At 34.5% G+C, this 16,158-nt stretch carries 15 protein-coding genes; 6 read left to right on the top strand and 9 right to left on the bottom strand.

Translation table 11 applies throughout. From position 1 onward, the window contains the following. Nucleotides 1-53 precede the first annotated feature (53 nt). The 6 genes from MKY81_RS11200 to MKY81_RS11175 all read right to left on the bottom strand — a co-directional run bounded on the left by MKY81_RS11200 (nucleotide 54) and on the right by MKY81_RS11175 (nucleotide 7,951). Nucleotides 54-239: a sporulation YhaL family protein gene (locus tag MKY81_RS11200; protein WP_066233904.1), complete on the bottom strand. Its 186-nt coding sequence runs from the start codon at nucleotides 237-239 to the stop codon at nucleotides 54-56. A gap of 130 nt (nucleotides 240-369) precedes the next feature. After that, on the bottom strand, nucleotides 370-1,314 hold the full coding sequence (yhaM, locus tag MKY81_RS11195; RefSeq protein WP_341117811.1) for a 3'-5' exoribonuclease YhaM: 945 nt from the start codon (nucleotides 1,312-1,314) through the stop codon (nucleotides 370-372). Between the two features lie 80 nt (nucleotides 1,315-1,394). Continuing rightward, complete coding sequence (locus MKY81_RS11190; RefSeq protein ID WP_341117810.1) at nucleotides 1,395-4,334, bottom strand: ATP-binding protein; 2,940 nt, start codon at nucleotides 4,332-4,334, stop codon at nucleotides 1,395-1,397. Nucleotides 4,335-4,468: 134 nt separating this feature from the next. Then, the gene (locus MKY81_RS11185; RefSeq protein ID WP_107920822.1) at nucleotides 4,469-5,701 is read right to left on the bottom strand and encodes a metallophosphoesterase family protein; all 1,233 of its coding nucleotides are present in this window, start codon (nucleotides 5,699-5,701) and stop codon (nucleotides 4,469-4,471) included. Nucleotides 5,702-5,805: 104 nt separating this feature from the next. Then, nucleotides 5,806-7,059: an ABC transporter permease gene (locus MKY81_RS11180; protein ID WP_066233892.1), complete on the bottom strand. Its 1,254-nt coding sequence runs from the start codon at nucleotides 7,057-7,059 to the stop codon at nucleotides 5,806-5,808. After that, nucleotides 7,052-7,951 carry an ABC transporter ATP-binding protein gene (locus MKY81_RS11175; protein WP_066233889.1) on the bottom strand — a complete coding sequence of 300 codons (900 nt, stop codon included), beginning with the start codon at nucleotides 7,949-7,951 and terminating at the stop codon, nucleotides 7,052-7,054. The genes MKY81_RS11180 and MKY81_RS11175 overlap by 8 nt, the downstream gene beginning before the upstream one ends. A 185-nt stretch (nucleotides 7,952-8,136) precedes the next feature. On the opposite strand from MKY81_RS11175, the gene MKY81_RS11170 reads away from it, so the two are divergent. Further along, nucleotides 8,137-8,859, top strand: a complete 723-nt coding sequence (locus MKY81_RS11170) for a TerC family protein (RefSeq protein ID WP_107920820.1) — start codon at nucleotides 8,137-8,139, stop codon at nucleotides 8,857-8,859. Nucleotides 8,860-8,885: 26 nt separating this feature from the next. After that, nucleotides 8,886-9,071: a YhzD family protein gene (locus MKY81_RS11165; protein WP_066233883.1), complete on the top strand. Its 186-nt coding sequence runs from the start codon at nucleotides 8,886-8,888 to the stop codon at nucleotides 9,069-9,071. A gap of 118 nt (nucleotides 9,072-9,189) precedes the next feature. On the opposite strand, the gene MKY81_RS11160 is transcribed toward MKY81_RS11165, so the two are convergent. After that, complete coding sequence (locus MKY81_RS11160; protein WP_066233880.1) at nucleotides 9,190-9,969, bottom strand: enoyl-CoA hydratase; 780 nt, start codon at nucleotides 9,967-9,969, stop codon at nucleotides 9,190-9,192. A 234-nt stretch (nucleotides 9,970-10,203) separates the two neighbouring features. Between MKY81_RS11160 and MKY81_RS11155 the strand changes: the two genes are divergently transcribed. Both MKY81_RS11155 and MKY81_RS11150 read left to right on the top strand, forming a co-directional pair. Then, nucleotides 10,204-10,785, top strand: coding sequence for a TetR/AcrR family transcriptional regulator (locus MKY81_RS11155; protein ID WP_066233877.1), 582 nt, complete (start codon nucleotides 10,204-10,206; stop codon nucleotides 10,783-10,785). Nucleotides 10,786-10,813: 28 nt separating this feature from the next. After that, nucleotides 10,814-12,016: an MFS transporter gene (locus MKY81_RS11150; protein ID WP_108071869.1), complete on the top strand. Its 1,203-nt coding sequence runs from the start codon at nucleotides 10,814-10,816 to the stop codon at nucleotides 12,014-12,016. Nucleotides 12,017-12,069: 53 nt separating this feature from the next. Here the strand turns inward: MKY81_RS11150 and MKY81_RS11145 are convergent, their stop codons facing one another. Continuing rightward, entirely contained in the window at nucleotides 12,070-12,936 is an 867-nt protein-coding gene (locus MKY81_RS11145; RefSeq protein ID WP_108071871.1) for a Cof-type HAD-IIB family hydrolase, read from the bottom strand. A 144-nt stretch (nucleotides 12,937-13,080) separates the two neighbouring features. Continuing rightward, nucleotides 13,081-13,434 (bottom strand): YlbF family regulator, encoded by a 354-nt coding sequence (locus MKY81_RS11140; protein ID WP_341117805.1) that lies wholly within the window; start codon nucleotides 13,432-13,434, stop codon nucleotides 13,081-13,083. Between the two features lie 283 nt (nucleotides 13,435-13,717). Here MKY81_RS11140 and MKY81_RS11135 point away from each other — a divergent pair, with 283 nt between their 5' ends. After that, nucleotides 13,718-15,100, top strand: a complete 1,383-nt coding sequence (locus tag MKY81_RS11135; RefSeq protein WP_341117804.1) for a YheC/YheD family endospore coat-associated protein — start codon at nucleotides 13,718-13,720, stop codon at nucleotides 15,098-15,100. After that, on the top strand, nucleotides 15,063-16,151 hold the full coding sequence (locus MKY81_RS11130) for a YheC/YheD family endospore coat-associated protein (protein ID WP_341117802.1): 1,089 nt from the start codon (nucleotides 15,063-15,065) through the stop codon (nucleotides 16,149-16,151). The genes MKY81_RS11135 and MKY81_RS11130 overlap by 38 nt, the downstream gene beginning before the upstream one ends. The last annotated feature ends 7 nt before the right edge of the window (nucleotides 16,152-16,158 follow it).

Genomic DNA, 16,158 nt, shown 5'->3' with positions numbered 1-16,158 from the left:
TAGTAAATAAAATGGGCTTGTCTTAGAGACAAGCCCATTTTATTTGCATCAATTTAACCCGCTTCTTTTACATTTTTTCTTTTTTCTTTTTCTATTTCCATCCGTTCGATGTATTCTTCCCCTTCTTTTTCTATCCACTCTTGTTCAAGTTTTCGGTCTTCTCTCGCTGTTTTAACCGCCATAAAAGCACTAACTGCAATTCCAGCAATGACGAAGTAAATCCAAATTGGCAATGACATGTGCTTCTCCCCTTTTTAAGTTTGTCCTTTTTTACAATGTATGCAAAAATACGAATAAAATGACTAAATTATCGAGACTTTCAACAAAAAAACACGTACGGAAATTAAATTTTCCATACGTGTTTTTACCTTAATTATGAAAACTTGGTTTATAGAATGAACGATTTTCCAATGCGAAGACTCGTTCGGTGAATTCACCTGGTTTCACATGGCGTAGTGCTCGGTCCATCATGTTCATTTTCGCATCAAGATTATCGATATAATGAAGAATTTCTGCTTCTTTAATCATTGGTGGTTTTGCACTTCCCCATTCGGGTTTCCCATGGTGACTCAAAACTAGATGTTTCAATACCATAACTTCTTCGCCATGAATGCCTAACTCATCTGCTGCCTTCCCAATTTCATTTACCATAATCGTTATATGTCCTAATAAATTTCCTTCTACTGTATATGAGGTGGAAATTGGACCTGATAATTCTGTGACCTTTCCTAAATCGTGAAGAATAATTCCGGCATATAGTAAATCACGATCCAAGGAAGGATAAAGACTAGTAATTGCTTTGGCCAAATCGAGCATGGAAACGACATGATAAGCCAAACCAGATACAAATTCATGATGGTTCTTGGTAGCAGCCGGATAAACAAGAAAATCACTATTAAACTTTTTTAATAGATGTCTAGTGATTCTTTGGATATTTGGATTCTTCATTTCAAAAATATATTGTGTTATCTTGCTCGTCATTTCATCTTGACTTACTGGTGCGGTTTCGAGAAAGTCGGAAATCGAGACACCATCTTGGTCCATGGCAGGACGTATTTGACGAATTCGTAATTGCAAACGACCGCGATAATTTTGAATATCGCCCGCCACCTTTACGATTGTTTCAGCTTTATAAGTTTGTGCATCCGATTCAGAAACATCCCAAAGCTTTGCTTCTATATCTCCAGTTTTATCTTGTAAGTTTAAAGATAAAAACGGCTTCCCATTACTAGCAATTCCTTTAGTACTATTTTTTATTAACAGAAATAGCTCAATTTGTTCCCCGACATCAAATTGCAAAAGTCCTTTTGTCATTATCGTTATCCCTCATTTTCTTCAAAATTTTATTTTCAAAGACTCTAGTTATTTCATATATTACAAGTATAGCATGTGTCCTATTTTAACATGGAATAACGATGTTCCTCATTAAGCATATAGATATTTTTTTGAGGAAATAACTGCAATATATGTTGATGGCATGTAAAATATAATATTTGTGAGGTTTGGCTTCTAGATAATAAAAGTTGTACAATTCGTTTCGTTCGTTCATTATCAAAGTTAACAAAACCATCATCAATAATAAGCGGAAATGGATACTCGTCTTGTAATACTTCAACAAGTGCCAGTCGCAACGCAACATACACTTGTTCAGCAGTTGCTTGACTTAATTCATCGGGTTCAAAAGACAACTGATCAACTCTTTCAACTAAAAATTGACCTGTCGGCTTTAAGAAAAGGCGAATATATTCACCATCAGTAAGATAATTAAGAAATTCCTCCGCTTTTTCCAACACCTTTGGGAAGCGTTCCTTTTTCATCCGTTCCATCGTCCGATGAATGATTTCCTTTGCCAAGGCAATTTTTGCCCATTCTTTTGCTTTATCATTAAATATGGATTTCGATCGATAGAATTCGTGTAATTTCTCGGTAAATGTTCCTCCATCCTCCAGCTGCTCGATCTCATACTTTACTGCAGCTAGATTTTTATGAAGTTGAGAAAGTTTTTCGTTATTATTTTTTACATTATTTTTATTGATTGACAACTTTTCCTCCACCTCATTTAGCGAAGAAAACTGATCAAAAATCGATATATTTTCAATACTTATTTTGTTATTTATCATTTTGAGATTTGCTTGGAGGGATTGAATTTCTTCATAATCCTTACCACGTTTTCGAAAATCTTCGTTGTTCTCCACTCCCGCTTCATGTAAAAGATCTTTAATTGCTATTTCAATTGCCTTGTATTCATTTTTCCATTTTAAGTACTCGGTTTCTACATCTTCATTTTTATTGATGATTTCACGGTAAATCAGTTTATTTTCCCTTTCTTTCAATAAACTATTTTTGAGACGGATGATTCCTTCTTCAGTTGATAATCCATCGATTTGAAGGATACCTAATATGTCCTTTAAATCACATTCCCAATTGGCAACTTTCTTAAGTAATTCGGTTTTTAGTGACTCTGAACGTTTTAAATGATTATCAAGTGCTGCCAATTCATTAAGTAATTCAAACGCATAGGAAAGCTGTTCCGGAGAGAAATCCTTTTGCAAACCAAGTTGTTCTTTAATCTTTCCTAGCTCCTCTTCAACCTTCTTCCAATCCCTTTGCCAAACAGTTACGTTCTGTTCCTTTTCTTGACAGCGGGTCTGTTGATTTTCGATTTCGAGAACGAGCCCTTTCCATTGTTGTCGCAATTTTTGTTGTTCGTCAAATAACTGTCCCTTATCACCTATTTTATTCATTTCTGTTAAAATCTTTTCTGCCTCTAATACATGATTTTTCTGACTCACATTATGTTCATTCGTTTTTTTATGATTTATCCAAACCGAATAGCTGAGAATGATGATACCAATTAATGCCCCTATCATATAGACAAATTGATTTGTCGAAATACTCCATCCAAAAAATCCGATAAATAATAGGTAAAAAAGAACAGTTGGAAGATAATTTTCCTTTTGTTTCGGTTTCTTTGCCAGCTTAATGAACTTCATTTGATCTTGAAGATGTTGATATTCCTTTTGGAGACTTATATATTTTTGTTGATTTTCCGATAATGCGCGATACTCGTCTTCATTTAACAGTGCGGTTTCTAAATTTATGCACTGATTCTCAAGTTCTTGAAGTCTTCTATTTTCTATTTCTAATTGTTTGTCTAATTCTTTTTGCAGAGATTTTAAATAATAGTAGTCTTTTGTAGCTGATCGAATACGTTCTTTCATATCGATACTTAAATCGAGAAAAGGAAGATCACTCATATCGTGAATATGAATTTTCCTTTTTATTACTTTCCTTTGTTCATTCCATTTGATGATTTCTTCTTCACGTCTAATAATTTCCTCTTGCCACTTGACAATTTGGGGCCATTTTTCAATCAGTAATTGTATGTTTTCTTCGTGCTCTGCAATCAATTTATTAGGGAGCACCTGTGTCAATTCTTTTTCGTACTCACTTTTTCTTACATCTAAAACGTATAATTGATTTGCGGCTACTTGAAGTTGATCTTCCAACTTTTCCATTCTTTTGAGCCCATCAATTGGAAATGTGACTTCTCCGATGTTGTTCAAACTCTGTAAAATTTCTTTTCTCTCTTTTAACAATACCCAATCCTGTTTCAATTGCTCTAATTTTTGAATTTCCAGTTGGGAAGCCGCTACTTTTTCCTGTAGTTCATTTATATCTTGAACGAGATTTTGATTATCAAGTTGCAATTTTTCGTATGTTTGATTATATTGCATGCTTTTTTTTAATTCTTTCTCTTGATCTTTTAATGTTTGGAGCATTTCATTTAATTCTGGTTTCCGCCCACTCGGCTTGAATAAACGATCAAGTTCTTTTTGGAGCTGTTGTTCCGATTTTACAATTGCATCCGTTCCAATCGTACCGGCAGCGATCAGGTACGTTCCAATGTCTTCTCCTTTTAGTTGGCTGACTCCTTGAATTCCATGGATATTGAAAGAAAAAATGCTTTTGTACAACGCTTTATCCATATGTTTTAATAGATCTTTAAGTAATTCTTCCCCGCCCTGGGTTCCATCTGAAAGTCTTACAGTAACGTCCCCTACTGCTTTTCCCTTTACCCTTTCAACCCATATATCACCGGATTTAGTTTCAAGCGTAATGTTGCCGCCATATTTCGTTCCTACCTTTGGTTCATAGCGAAGTTCTGATTGTTGTTTAGTAGGAAAGCCGAATAAAATTCCGTGAATAAAGGCCATTAGTGTAGACTTTCCAGCTTCATTTACACCATAAATTACTTGTATTGAAGAAGATAAATTCATCTTCACATCGGAAAGCTTTCCAAATCCATATATATGTAGATTTTTTATTTTCAATTCTCATCCCCCATTTAAGAGTTTATTGATATTGGGATTAAACCTGAACCGTTCCTTTCCGCTGCAGGCACTTGCTTTCCGCTCCAATCCACTCAGCATGTTTATATTAAAATCAACAATTCTATAGAAAAAGCCTAAGTGTTTGATTGTAAGAGTTCATAAACCATTTGTTCGGCTTCATTGATCAACTCCTTCTTTTCTTCTTCTGAAAGAGTATCCAAATATCTGCTGCTGAGAATGTGGCCGAATAAATCGGTCGTCGCTTCGTCAAATACTTCCACCCTATTTAATTCAGCTATCGTTACCTCCAGTTCTTGTTTAAATGCTGATTCAACTTCCGTTACTAAATGATTGTCTAAATAATCTATTCGATAAGTCCAGACAAAGGATTCCTCATATTCTTCTCCATCTTGCAAAACCTCTAGCAATTCTCCATTTCGTATTTTATTAAGAGCATCCTTTTCTAATCCATCAATGTTCTCAATGTCAATTTGTAAAAGCATACCTTGTGTCGGTAAACGCAGATTTTCGATTTCCTTTTTACAAAGTCCGTATAAATCCGAAAACGTTTTAATCGATGTTGCATCAAGGGTAAGATTCTCCCAAATAATATCTGCCGTTTCTATTTGCTTAAATGTTGTTTCATGCTCGGACAATTCCACGGCAAGACAGCCTTTTTTTCCTGATTCTTTTTTATGTCTTCCTTGAATATTACCCGGATAGACGATATAAGGATTATGTTCTGTATGGAGTACTTGCTGTTTATGTATATGGCCTAATGCCCAATAATCCAGCTTTTTTTCTATTAAATCGGAAATCGAAAAAGGTGCATATGGTTGATGTGCTGTGCTGCTTCCTTCACAATGACCATGTAACATGCCAATATGAAGATCAGCTCCATCAATTTTTTTATAATCATTAATTCTCTTTTCTTTGACATGTCTCTCAGGATAACTAAACCCATATATATGTACTTTCACACCATCTTTCGAAATATATGATTTCATTTCCACTTCCGAAGAGAATAGATGAACATTTGGCGGCATTTCAATTGTCGTCCAGTTCCCGCCTAAATGGTCATGATTGCCATATAACACAAATGCCTCAATCCCTGCTGTTTGCAGTCTTTCCATTTGTCTTCTTAACCTTGCTTGGGCTTTAATACTGCGATCCTCACCATCATATAAGTCGCCACATATTAGTACAAAGTCCACATTCATAGAAATGGCGCTATCGACTATTTTTGTGAATGCGGAAAAGGTGCTTTCTTGAATTCGTTTAAAAATTGATTTAGGTAAATATTGCAAGCCTTTAAACGGGCTATCTAAATGAAGATCTGCAGTATGGATAAATCGAATTTTCTTCATCATCTCACCACCAACGAATATATGTTCTTATATCTATTATAAACGATTTTTGTGAATATAAAAGGATAAAAAAACACCCTCAAAATTGAGGGGTTTTGGTAAGGTTATTCATTTTTAGATAATTGTAATGCTTTTTTTATGTTTTTCAATGAATTCGATTTGCCATACATGAGAACTCCGCCACGATAAATCCGTGCTCCGATAATCGCCATAATGATAATTGATATAATTAATACGGCAACTCCAGATAATCCTACCCATAATGGTAAGTCGAGCATACCTACACGTAAAAACATAATCATCGGTGTAAAAAATGGGATATACGATGTTACCGTTACAAAGCCTGCAGAGGGATTGTTTAATCCGGACATTGCGATAAAAAATCCAATCATAACGATAAATGTCATTGGCATCATCATTTGTTGGGCATCTTCAATCCGACTAACCAATGAACCTAGGAATGCGGCCAATGTAGCAAACAGCAAATAACCTAATAAGAAAAAGACGATGGCATAGATGATCGTTGAAGCCTTAATATCTGAGAAACCAAAGAATTCAAAGAATCCACCTTCCATTTCTCCTAGATTTTGCTTGATTGTAAAATAAGCAACCGCCAGCAAAAAGGCCATTTGTGTCAAGCCAAGCAACGCTCCACCAATAATTTTCGCAAACATTTGCTGTGTTGGTGAGGCACTTGATATAAGAATTTCCATGACACGAGATGCTTTTTCCGTAGCAATTTCCATTCCAACCATCGAAGCGTAAAAGATAACGGAAAAATAAATAGCAAATAATAATATATATACGAGTCCTCTTGCTTGCGCTAACTCTTCGGCTGATTTTGCATTGTTTTCAAGACTTACCTCTTTAAATGCAACCGGGCTATTTAAAAGGGCCAATTTATCAGCTGATAAGTTCAGTTGGGCCGCAGCCATACTTGCTTTTACCGTTTGTAATGCTTGCGCTAGCTGACCGGATAATTCTGTATTCGTTAAGGTAGGTGCCTTGTAAACCGCTTTAGGTAATTGAGATTGATCAAGTGAGATTATTAAATACGCTTTATATTTCTTATTATTTACCGCCTTTTGTAGATCTGCTTCGCTTTTATCAACTTTAATTAACTGTATATCTTTATTAATCGATTTTAATTGTTGTTGAAGAGGATCAAAAACAGTGCTTGATTCATCAATGACTGCAATTTTATCTTTTGTATCCCCTCCTGAGAATAGATCGATTATTCGATTCATATTTCCCAAAATTAACACGCCGATTAACATAATGACGGTTGTGATGATAAATGATTTAGATTTTAATTTAGACATATATGCATGACCAAGCATAATTCCAAATCTATTCATAAGAAGCACCTACCTTTTCAATGAATATATCATTTAAGGACGGCTCTTCTAATTCAAATTTACGAATAAATCCTTTCCCATTGATTTCATTTAAAATCTGTTGAGCCGAATCTTCATTACTAATTTGTAAAAGAACGCCCTCAGCTGTTTTTTTACTTTTAACTACTCCAGGATAATTTTCTAAAAATGTTAAGTCAAAATCCGCATGAATCGTTATATTCTTCTTACCGAAAGATTTTTTTATTTCTCTTAATCCCCCATGGACTACAGGCTTTCCATGATGCATAATGCATAAATTTTCGCATAGTTCCTCAACGTGTTCCATTCGATGGCTTGAAAAAACAATTGTTGAGCCATTATCTCTTAATTCCGTAACTGCAGACTTTAAACTTTCTACATTTACCGGATCAAGGCCACTAAATGGTTCATCGAGAATTAATAGTTTTGGCTTATGTAAAACAGCTGCGATAAATTGAATCTTCTGCTGATTCCCTTTGGATAATTCCTCTACCTTTTTGTCCATGTATTCTGGAACTTTAAATCGATCGAGCCAAATTGTCAATTCATTTAGTGCGTCTTGCTTACTCATTCCTCTTAATCTAGCTAAATAGACGAGCTGATCTTTTACCTTGAGCTTCGGATACAAGCCTCTTTCCTCTGGTAAATAACCGATAAAAGGGCTTGTAGAATAGTCAATCTTTTTTCCATTCCAAGTAATACTTCCTTCGTTTGCATCCATTAATCCCAAGATCATCCGAAAGGTCGTTGTTTTTCCGGCACCATTCGCACCTAAAAAACCAAACATTTCTTTTTCCGGAATCGTAATGGATAGATCATTGACCGCGGTAAATGACCCGAATCTTTTTGTAACATGACTTAAAGACAGTGACAATTTTTTACCCCCCTATTGATAAATATATCTTTTCATTGCATACCTATTTCTTATACGACCACGTAAGAAAAAAGTTCCAAATATTTTTTTATTTCCATTACCGACTTGTGATTTTCTATCAAATATGATGAATTATATGATAAGATATTAATAGATTCTTATCTACCAAATGGAAGGGGTTAACAATGGAAAATTTTTTTCCTATCGGTCTCGCATTTTCTTCAGGTGCACTTATCGTATTATTAAAAATCATTGCAATTGATATTATTCTTTCTGGTGATAATGCTGTTGTTATTGCAATGGCGACAAGAAATCTACCAAAAGAACAACAAAATAAAGCTATTTTCTGGGGAACCGGCGGAGCGGTTATTTTACGGATTATCTTTGCCATTATTATCGTTCAACTTTTAAAAATTCCTTATGTTGAAATTGTCGGCGGACTTTTACTTCTTTGGATTGCCTTTAAAGTGCTTATCGGTGGAGAAGAAGACGTTCATGTAAAATCACAAAGCGGTGTGATGAAAGCGATTGGAACAATCATTTTAGCCGATGCCATTATGAGCTTGGATAATGTTGTAGCGCTAGCAGGTGCTGCAAATAATCACATAGGTTTAATCGCTGCAGGGGTTGCGATTAGCATTCCTGTTATGATCTTTGGATCAAAAATGATTGTTAAAGCTATGAATAGATTTAGCTGGATTGCATATATTGGGTCAGGAATTCTTGCATGGACTGCCGGAGAAATGTTAATGAAAGATGAAAAACTTTTGCAGCTTTTAAATATTTCTCACGGACCAATCACATATATTATTTCAGCACTTATTACAATCTTTATATTAGCGGCAGGGTATACCGTTAATCGTATCATTGATGCAAAAAGAGAGATGCAACACCAACACGTGCATTAATATTTAAAAAGATGGGAGAGTTTATTATGGGGATTTATAAATTAACTGCTTTTGAACCAAATGGAGAGAAAATACTTGATGAATCATTTGAAGCGTCAAATGACAACGAGGCAAAGTCAAAAGGGGAAACGTTACTGAAAGAAAAAGGTGCGATTGAAAAAACGCATCGTTGTACATCATCACAAGGTAAATTAATTTTATTTCATAGATAAAGAAAACAAAGCACCCATTGTGGGTGCTTTATTTTAAAAGAAAAGAAAGTATAAACTTTTTATGTCATCAGTCTTACAAAGTGTCCTGCAATGTCCAGCTCCAGCGCTTCCGCTTTTCTTACTCCCCGATAAAATTCGGCTTTCTTTTTTCTACAAAAGCTTTTATTCCTTCTTGGTGATCTTTCGTTTGCCTCATTTTCCATTGCGCTTGTTTTTCTAATTCCAAAGCTTTAAGCAAATTTTGCCGTTTCAATTCAGTGTATATTTTTTTTGTTTTAATCATCGCTTGTAATGGTTTGGCATTCCATTGATGAAGTTTTCTTTCTAATGCTTCCGGTAAATTATCTGTTATTTCATCAATTAATTCGCGTTCTAGTGCTTCTTGGGCAGAAAGCACTTTTCCTTCCCAAATCAGTTGTTTTGCTTTATTTTCTCCGATTCTCCGTTTTAGAAGAAAATGTCCTCCCCCATCTGGAATTAAACCAATCCCAATAAAATTCATGGCAATCTTACTATTTATATCAGAGATGATATAATCTGTTGCTAAAGCTATACTTAGACCTAGACCTGCTGCAGCCCCTTCAATTGCTGCGATTGTTAATTTCGGCATATTATATAGTGTCGAAATCAGTTCATTAATTTGATCCATCGCAGAAAAAAATGGTTCTTCACCGTGTATTTGGAGCATCTCTTTAATGTCTCCTCCAGAAGAAAACGCTTTCCCCTTTCCTTGTAAAACAACAATTTTTATTGATTCTTTCAAAGTAATTTCCTTTAAACATTCTACTAAATCCTTAATTAAAAGAGTATTTAATGCATTTAATGAATCCGGTCGATTGAAGCGAATATAGGCTATATTTCCTGTTTGTTCTATTTCAAGCGTATGATAAATTGACAATTTTTATTTCTCCCTCCAGATTAGTTTTCATTACTATAAGCATAACTGAATGGCTATTCATTCACAATAAAAAATATTAAAAATTTGACTTTCATATACTAAGAATTTGTATAAAAATCAGCGATGAACCTTAACATAACAAAAAAAGTAATTAAAGTAAGCTTTCCACTTGCTAATATTTTTTTAATTTGTTAATATAACTTACGAACGTTCGTTAATTAAGAGGTGATTTCAATGACAAGTGATGCAATTAAAGAGGCAGCTCTAAAATATTTCACTATTCATGGTTATGAGGGAGCTTCCCTTTCTCTAATAGCTGAGGAAGTTGGCATGAAAAAGCAATCCATTTACGCCCATTTTAAAGGAAAGGATGATCTTTTTCTCCAAGTTTTACGGGATGCAAAAGAGGTTGAGCTATCTTCGAAGCTAAAGTACTTCAGTAAAATTGGTTCACAAAATCCTGAAAAAGATTTATACGGATATCTACAATTGGGAATCGATCTTTTTCAAAAAAATGAACATTTAAAGTTTTGGCTGCGTATGTCTTTCTTTCCTCCTGCACATCTTGCGAAAGCAATTGAAATAGAAGTAATTGACCTCGAAGAGAAAGTGCAGGCGCTGTTGGAAAGTAAATTTCAGGATTGGATTGATGCCAACGTAATTGTTGGAGATGTAGCAAAAACTCCGACATTAGCATTCTTAGGAGTTGTCGATTCCATTATGTTGGAACTTGTTTACGGTAATGATGAAAAACGACTGATGGATAAATTAGAAGCCTCTTGGACAGTATTTTGGAGAGGAATTTCACATCATTGATTTTTTTACTAAAAAGAGGTGTTAATACATGAAGAAAACAATAAAAGAACAAAAAACAGTATTATTTATTCTTCTAAGCAATATATTCATTGCATTTCTCGGAATTGGTCTCATCATCCCGGTTATGCCATCCTTTATTAATATCATGCATTTATCGGGGAAAACGATGGGTTATCTTGTCGCGGCATTTGCGTTGGCGCAACTGATTATGTCACCAATATCTGGGAAATGGGTTGACCGTTACGGCAGAAAGAAAATTATCATCATTGGCTTATTTCTTTTTGGTATTGCGGAACTTATCTTTGGTTTAGGTACGCATGTATCAGTACTTTATTTATCCAGGATACTAGGGGGATTTAGTGCCGCTTTTATTATGCCAGCCGTTACTGCATATGTTGCAGATATTACATCCGTTCAGGAACGGCCAAAAGCGATGGGCTATATTTCCGCTGCCATTAGTATTGGCTTTATTATCGGACCTGGCATCGGTGGTTTTATTGGCGAATATGGTATACGTATGCCTTTTTTCTTTGCGGCAGCTATTGCTTTTATAGCATGCATTTTATCAATGTTTATTTTAAAAGAATCATTAACAAAGGAACAGCTTGCAGAAATTTCTGCTAATGCAAAGCAAACAAACTTTTTCAGTGATTTAAAAAGATCGCTTAATCCAATTTACATTATTGCATTTATACTTGTATTTGTACTGGCATTCGGTTTATCGGCTTATGAAACTGTTTTTAGCCTATTTTCTGATCATAAATTTGGCTTTACGCCGAAGGATATTGCCCTCATTATTACAATAAGCTCAATCTTCGGTGTTGTTGTGCAAATATTATTGTTTGGAAAAATGGTAGACAAACTCGGTGAAAAGAAACTAATTCAACTCTGTTTAATTATTGGTGCAATATTTGCGGTCGTGTCCACCGTAATCTCAAGCTTTTTGGCAGTGTTGGTCGTAACTTGCTTCATCTTTCTCGCGTTCGACTTGCTTCGTCCTGCATTGACGACTTTTTTATCAAGAGCAGCAGGAAAAGAGCAAGGGTTTGTTGCTGGAATGAACTCAACTTACACGAGCTTAGGAAATATCGTCGGACCAGCGATTGGCGGAATACTATTTGATGTAAATATCCACTATCCTTATCTTTTCGCGGCTGTCATTATGGTCGTTGGCCTTAGTATTTCAGTCATATGGAAAGAAAAGCGACTAACCCAAACACTAGCTGAATAATAAAAAAGGTACTCGCTTCTTAATAATCGAGTACCTTTTTTTTAGCCCCTCATTTATTTAATCAAATTCATTTTCTTCAAAAATTCAATTGGTTGTTGTTTACGGAAATGTTCTTTAACCATGTAAGAAACGCCATTTTCATTGTTTGAACGTGTGATCCAGTCAGCAGCATGCTTTAACTTAGCAGATGCATTACCCATGGCTACACCGAGCCCTGCCCACTCAATCAATGGAAGATCATCTTTACCCGAACCAATCATAACGACTTCTTCTCGTTGGATATTAAAACGATCACATAAATACAAAACCCCTTTTAATTTTGATGTTCCTTGAGGGACAATTTCTAATAAATGTTTATCGTTTTCTATACAATTAACTTCATGAAACATTTCTTGTATCGCTTTTCTAGCATCAAATAAATCGATATTATTATCAAATATTACTTCAATTTTTGGTGGTGAAACCGGAGTTTCCTCCAGTTTATCGATTAAGGAATCCACATAGGATTCGGCATAAGAATTCCGATTACCCGTTTGTATGACCAATTTCCCCATAATATTCGTTGGGAGTTTTTTCTTATTTGCAATAGTATAACGTTCGTGAACTAACCGAATATGGCAATTAAATGCCTCTAGAAATCGTACTAAATCATTTGTTACTTCCTCGGTGATTCTTTTAACTAAAATAGGTTTATCTAAATCACTTGCAACAAATGAACCTTGATGAGTAACTAAGCATGTCTCCAGTTTTAATTCTTTTGCTACTCTAGTTGCTGAAGAAAAGTTTCTTGAGGTAACAAGTGTCACCTTTATTCCTTTTCCAACAGCGAATTCGATTGCTTCTTTCGTTGCTTTATTTAAACGTCCATTGTCTTGCAACAAGGTACCATCAATATTTAATGCTAACATTTTGTAGATCATAGGTGTTCCCCCTTCACAGATGTCATGTCCAGTTAAATGAAATGATAATCCTTTCTATAGTTTTATGAATAGGACAAAATGTATAGAACAAAAGCAAAGCAATAACCTCTTATTGACAAAAAAAGAATCGGCTTTCGCCGACTCTTATTTATTCATTGATCCGTATAGTTCATCAAGTGGTCTCATTATGATTTTATTTAATTCATTAATAGACATACTCATACGTTGTTCCGCTTCCATTAACTTTACAATTTTTGGGTTCTGTTGAACTTGTGCAGCAAAGCTTTGGGCTTTCTGTACTTCTTGTTCTGTAATATCCTGTCCTGTCATTTGTTTTTCTTGTAACGTCATTTGAATCATTCTAAATTCATCGAACATCTTTTTTGAAGGTGGATCCTTCAGAACGGCTTCATACATGGCTTTTAAACTAGTATATTCCTCACTTTTCCGTAATGCTTTCTCTAATTCGTACGCATAATCATAAAAACTTGTTGGCACAATATACCCTCCTCAAATTTACCTTCAACGAAGAATTTCTTTTACCACTATAACAAAGTATGGGTATTAATGCGAATCTGACACAAAAAAGCAGTAGGCATTGTTGATTTTAACAATATTAAAAGCGCAGAGTGGATTGGAGCGGAAAGGAACGGTTCATTCCCTCCCGCAATCCTTTTTACCATCAATGAAATAGACTTAATTTCCCCATTGAAGAACCAAATGCGCCTAAATATCATACGATGAATTCAAAAGAGCCTAGATTTACAAATGGGGATTGTTTATGATAAGCCAAGTTTCTATTCAACCTTCATTCACTTTAGATGAAGATTTTCCGATCGTTGAGATTTCGAGTCTTTTACTTAAAAAATTTTATATTCGTGAAAATGAAAAAATAACTATTCAGATAGGGCAAAAACAAATCGATGCTCATTGTAACGTAACTAATGAAGCTGATATTGAAACGATTTATTTAAATCAATCATGCTTAAATCATTTAAATCTTCCACCGAGAACAATAAAATTACAAGCAATCAATCATCAAAATTGTTTAATACTCGGTCCCATTGTTGCCGTTATGACTGAAATAAAAATGACTGAAGAAAAGACACCACTCTTCCCTGCTATTCAAACGTTTTGTCAAGAACTCCATGAATACAGTCAAGAGCATGGAGGTTTGTTTTTTGTCACAAATGTATCATGTTTTACAAATAAAGGATTTTATTATCAAACCGGCTGGGAAGAAGATGTAATACCAACTTGCGATATCATTTATAATCGTATCCATTCTAGACAAGTAGAGAAAAACCCTAATTTTCAACGTTTAAAAAATACATGGAAAAATAATGGTCTATTACTCTTTAATGATCGTTATTTTTCAAAGTGGGAAATCCATGAAATGCTCTTATCAAAAAAATCACTTCAGTCCTATTTGCCATCTACGATTATTTTTACTGAAGAAAATTTGCAACAATGGTTGAAAAAGTATAATGATTTTTATTTAAAACCAGATTTAGGGAGTCAAGGTCGACAAATTATTCATTACTTTATGAAAGACAATCGCTTTCAACTTGAACAAACTTCTTTTTCCAGTAAATCGTTATATACATTTGAAACGTTAGGTGAAGCAGCGAGCCAAATAAAGAAATGGATTCAATCAAAAGGATTTATTATACAACGAACGATTCCCCTCATACATGTGGACGAAAGAAAAATAGATTTCCGATTTCTTTGTCATAAAACATTGAAGGATAGATGGACAATTACATCCGCAGTCGGAAGATTGTCTGAAGAAAAAAACTTTGTATCGAATATCGCCCAAGGAGGATCAATCATCCGCCCCGAAAAAATGATTAATACATTATTTGAAAAAGAAAAGGCAAAACAAATACTTGATTTAATGAAAGAATTAGCTATTGAAATCGCTACAACCATTAGTAGTGAAGTGGAAGGTTTAATTGGCGAGCTTGGCATCGACATCGGTGTTGATTTTAGCGGTAAGCCGTGGTTAATAGAAGTAAATTCAAAGCCTTCAAAACAGAATAGCAATGATTCACTAGTAATCCGCCCATCAGCAAAGGCAATCGTTAATTATTGTACAAATTTATGGATTGAAAGGAGTACATTACATGACAAGACTAGGAATATTAACAATGATACCTTTTGAAAGCAATTCATATTTTGATGAAATGGCTAAACGAGCAAAAGAATATCAGATTGTTTTATTTTTATTTTCTCCATTGTCGATTAAACCTGCGACGGAAATGGTCGAAGGGTTGCGCTATGATACTGTTTCCGACAAATGGGAAGTTGACCAGTTTACAATACCGGAATATTTATATGACCGTTGCTTCTATGGAGAAGATCGAAAATCAGCAGAAGCCAGATCAATCGTTTCTTGGTTAAAATCAAATAAAAATATTCAATTTCTCGGTTACGGACTACCTAATAAATGGAGATTATACGAAACACTAAAAGACGTCCCTGCAATCTCTCCCTATTTACCAAAAACAAAAAAAGCCTCAAGTCCTGAAAAAATATTAGAGGAACTTAAAAAACATGATGAAATTATTATAAAACCGATTGATGGAGCACATGGTTTCGCCGTTTACTCGATACAAGAAATCAATAAAAAAATTAAAATAAGAACGACGAAACAAGGAAATATCATCGAGAAACTCTTTGACAATGTATCAAGTGTCACTTCATGGCTTGAAAGCCTACTAAGTAAACAAATTTTTTTAATTCAACCAAGACTAAATAATTTTAACTCGATGAATGAACCATATGATCTTCGCGTGTTTTTACAGAAAAATGAGGAAGGGAAATGGGAAGAAAAAGCAAAAGCAATACGGGCGGGAAAAAAACATGGATTATTAACAAATATCAGTGCAGGAGCTAAGGTTTATTCTTTTCAAAATTTGAAAGATTTCACACCCCATTTAAACCATAATTATATTCAGCAAGAATTAAATGACATATTAAAAACCCTCCCGGAAATACTTGAGGATAAATTCCATCCATTATTTGAACTAGGAATAGATATTATTATTGCAAAAGATCAATCCCTTTGGATATTAGATATGAACTCTAAACCGGGAAGAAAAATAGTCAAAATGATTGATCCTAATAAGCTCGAATCACTTTATTCAGCTCCTCTTGCCTATTGTTCATATCTTGCCTCACAAAACAAAAATGTATTATCAAATCAAAACTAAGCGGGGT

It is taken from the genome of Heyndrickxia sp. FSL W8-0423 (assembly GCF_038009395.1).
In the GTDB taxonomy this organism is placed as follows: Bacteria; Bacillota; Bacilli; order Bacillales; family Bacillaceae_C; genus Heyndrickxia; species Heyndrickxia sporothermodurans.
This window is presented reverse-complemented; position numbering and strand designations above follow the sequence as displayed.

What these genes read in the sequence shown, in the direction of transcription:
- MKY81_RS11150 (WP_108071869.1), top strand. Translation starts at nt 10,814, where the DNA reads ATGAAGAAAACAATAAAAGAACAAAAAACAGTATTATTTATTCTTCTA.
- MKY81_RS11130 (WP_341117802.1), top strand. Translation starts at nt 15,063, where the DNA reads ATGACAAGACTAGGAATATTAACAATGATACCTTTTGAAAGCAATTCA.
- MKY81_RS11145 (WP_108071871.1), bottom strand. Translation starts at nt 12,936, where the DNA reads ATGATCTACAAAATGTTAGCATTAAATATTGATGGTACCTTGTTGCAA.
- yhaM (WP_341117811.1), bottom strand. Translation starts at nt 1,314, where the DNA reads ATGACAAAAGGACTTTTGCAATTTGATGTCGGGGAACAAATTGAGCTA.
- MKY81_RS11185 (WP_107920822.1), bottom strand. Translation starts at nt 5,701, where the DNA reads ATGAAGAAAATTCGATTTATCCATACTGCAGATCTTCATTTAGATAGC.
- MKY81_RS11155 (WP_066233877.1), top strand. Translation starts at nt 10,204, where the DNA reads ATGACAAGTGATGCAATTAAAGAGGCAGCTCTAAAATATTTCACTATT.
- MKY81_RS11135 (WP_341117804.1), top strand. Translation starts at nt 13,718, where the DNA reads ATGATAAGCCAAGTTTCTATTCAACCTTCATTCACTTTAGATGAAGAT.
- MKY81_RS11180 (WP_066233892.1), bottom strand. Translation starts at nt 7,059, where the DNA reads ATGAATAGATTTGGAATTATGCTTGGTCATGCATATATGTCTAAATTA.
- MKY81_RS11200 (WP_066233904.1), bottom strand. Translation starts at nt 239, where the DNA reads ATGTCATTGCCAATTTGGATTTACTTCGTCATTGCTGGAATTGCAGTT.
- MKY81_RS11170 (WP_107920820.1), top strand. Translation starts at nt 8,137, where the DNA reads ATGGAAAATTTTTTTCCTATCGGTCTCGCATTTTCTTCAGGTGCACTT.
- MKY81_RS11165 (WP_066233883.1), top strand. Translation starts at nt 8,886, where the DNA reads ATGGGGATTTATAAATTAACTGCTTTTGAACCAAATGGAGAGAAAATA.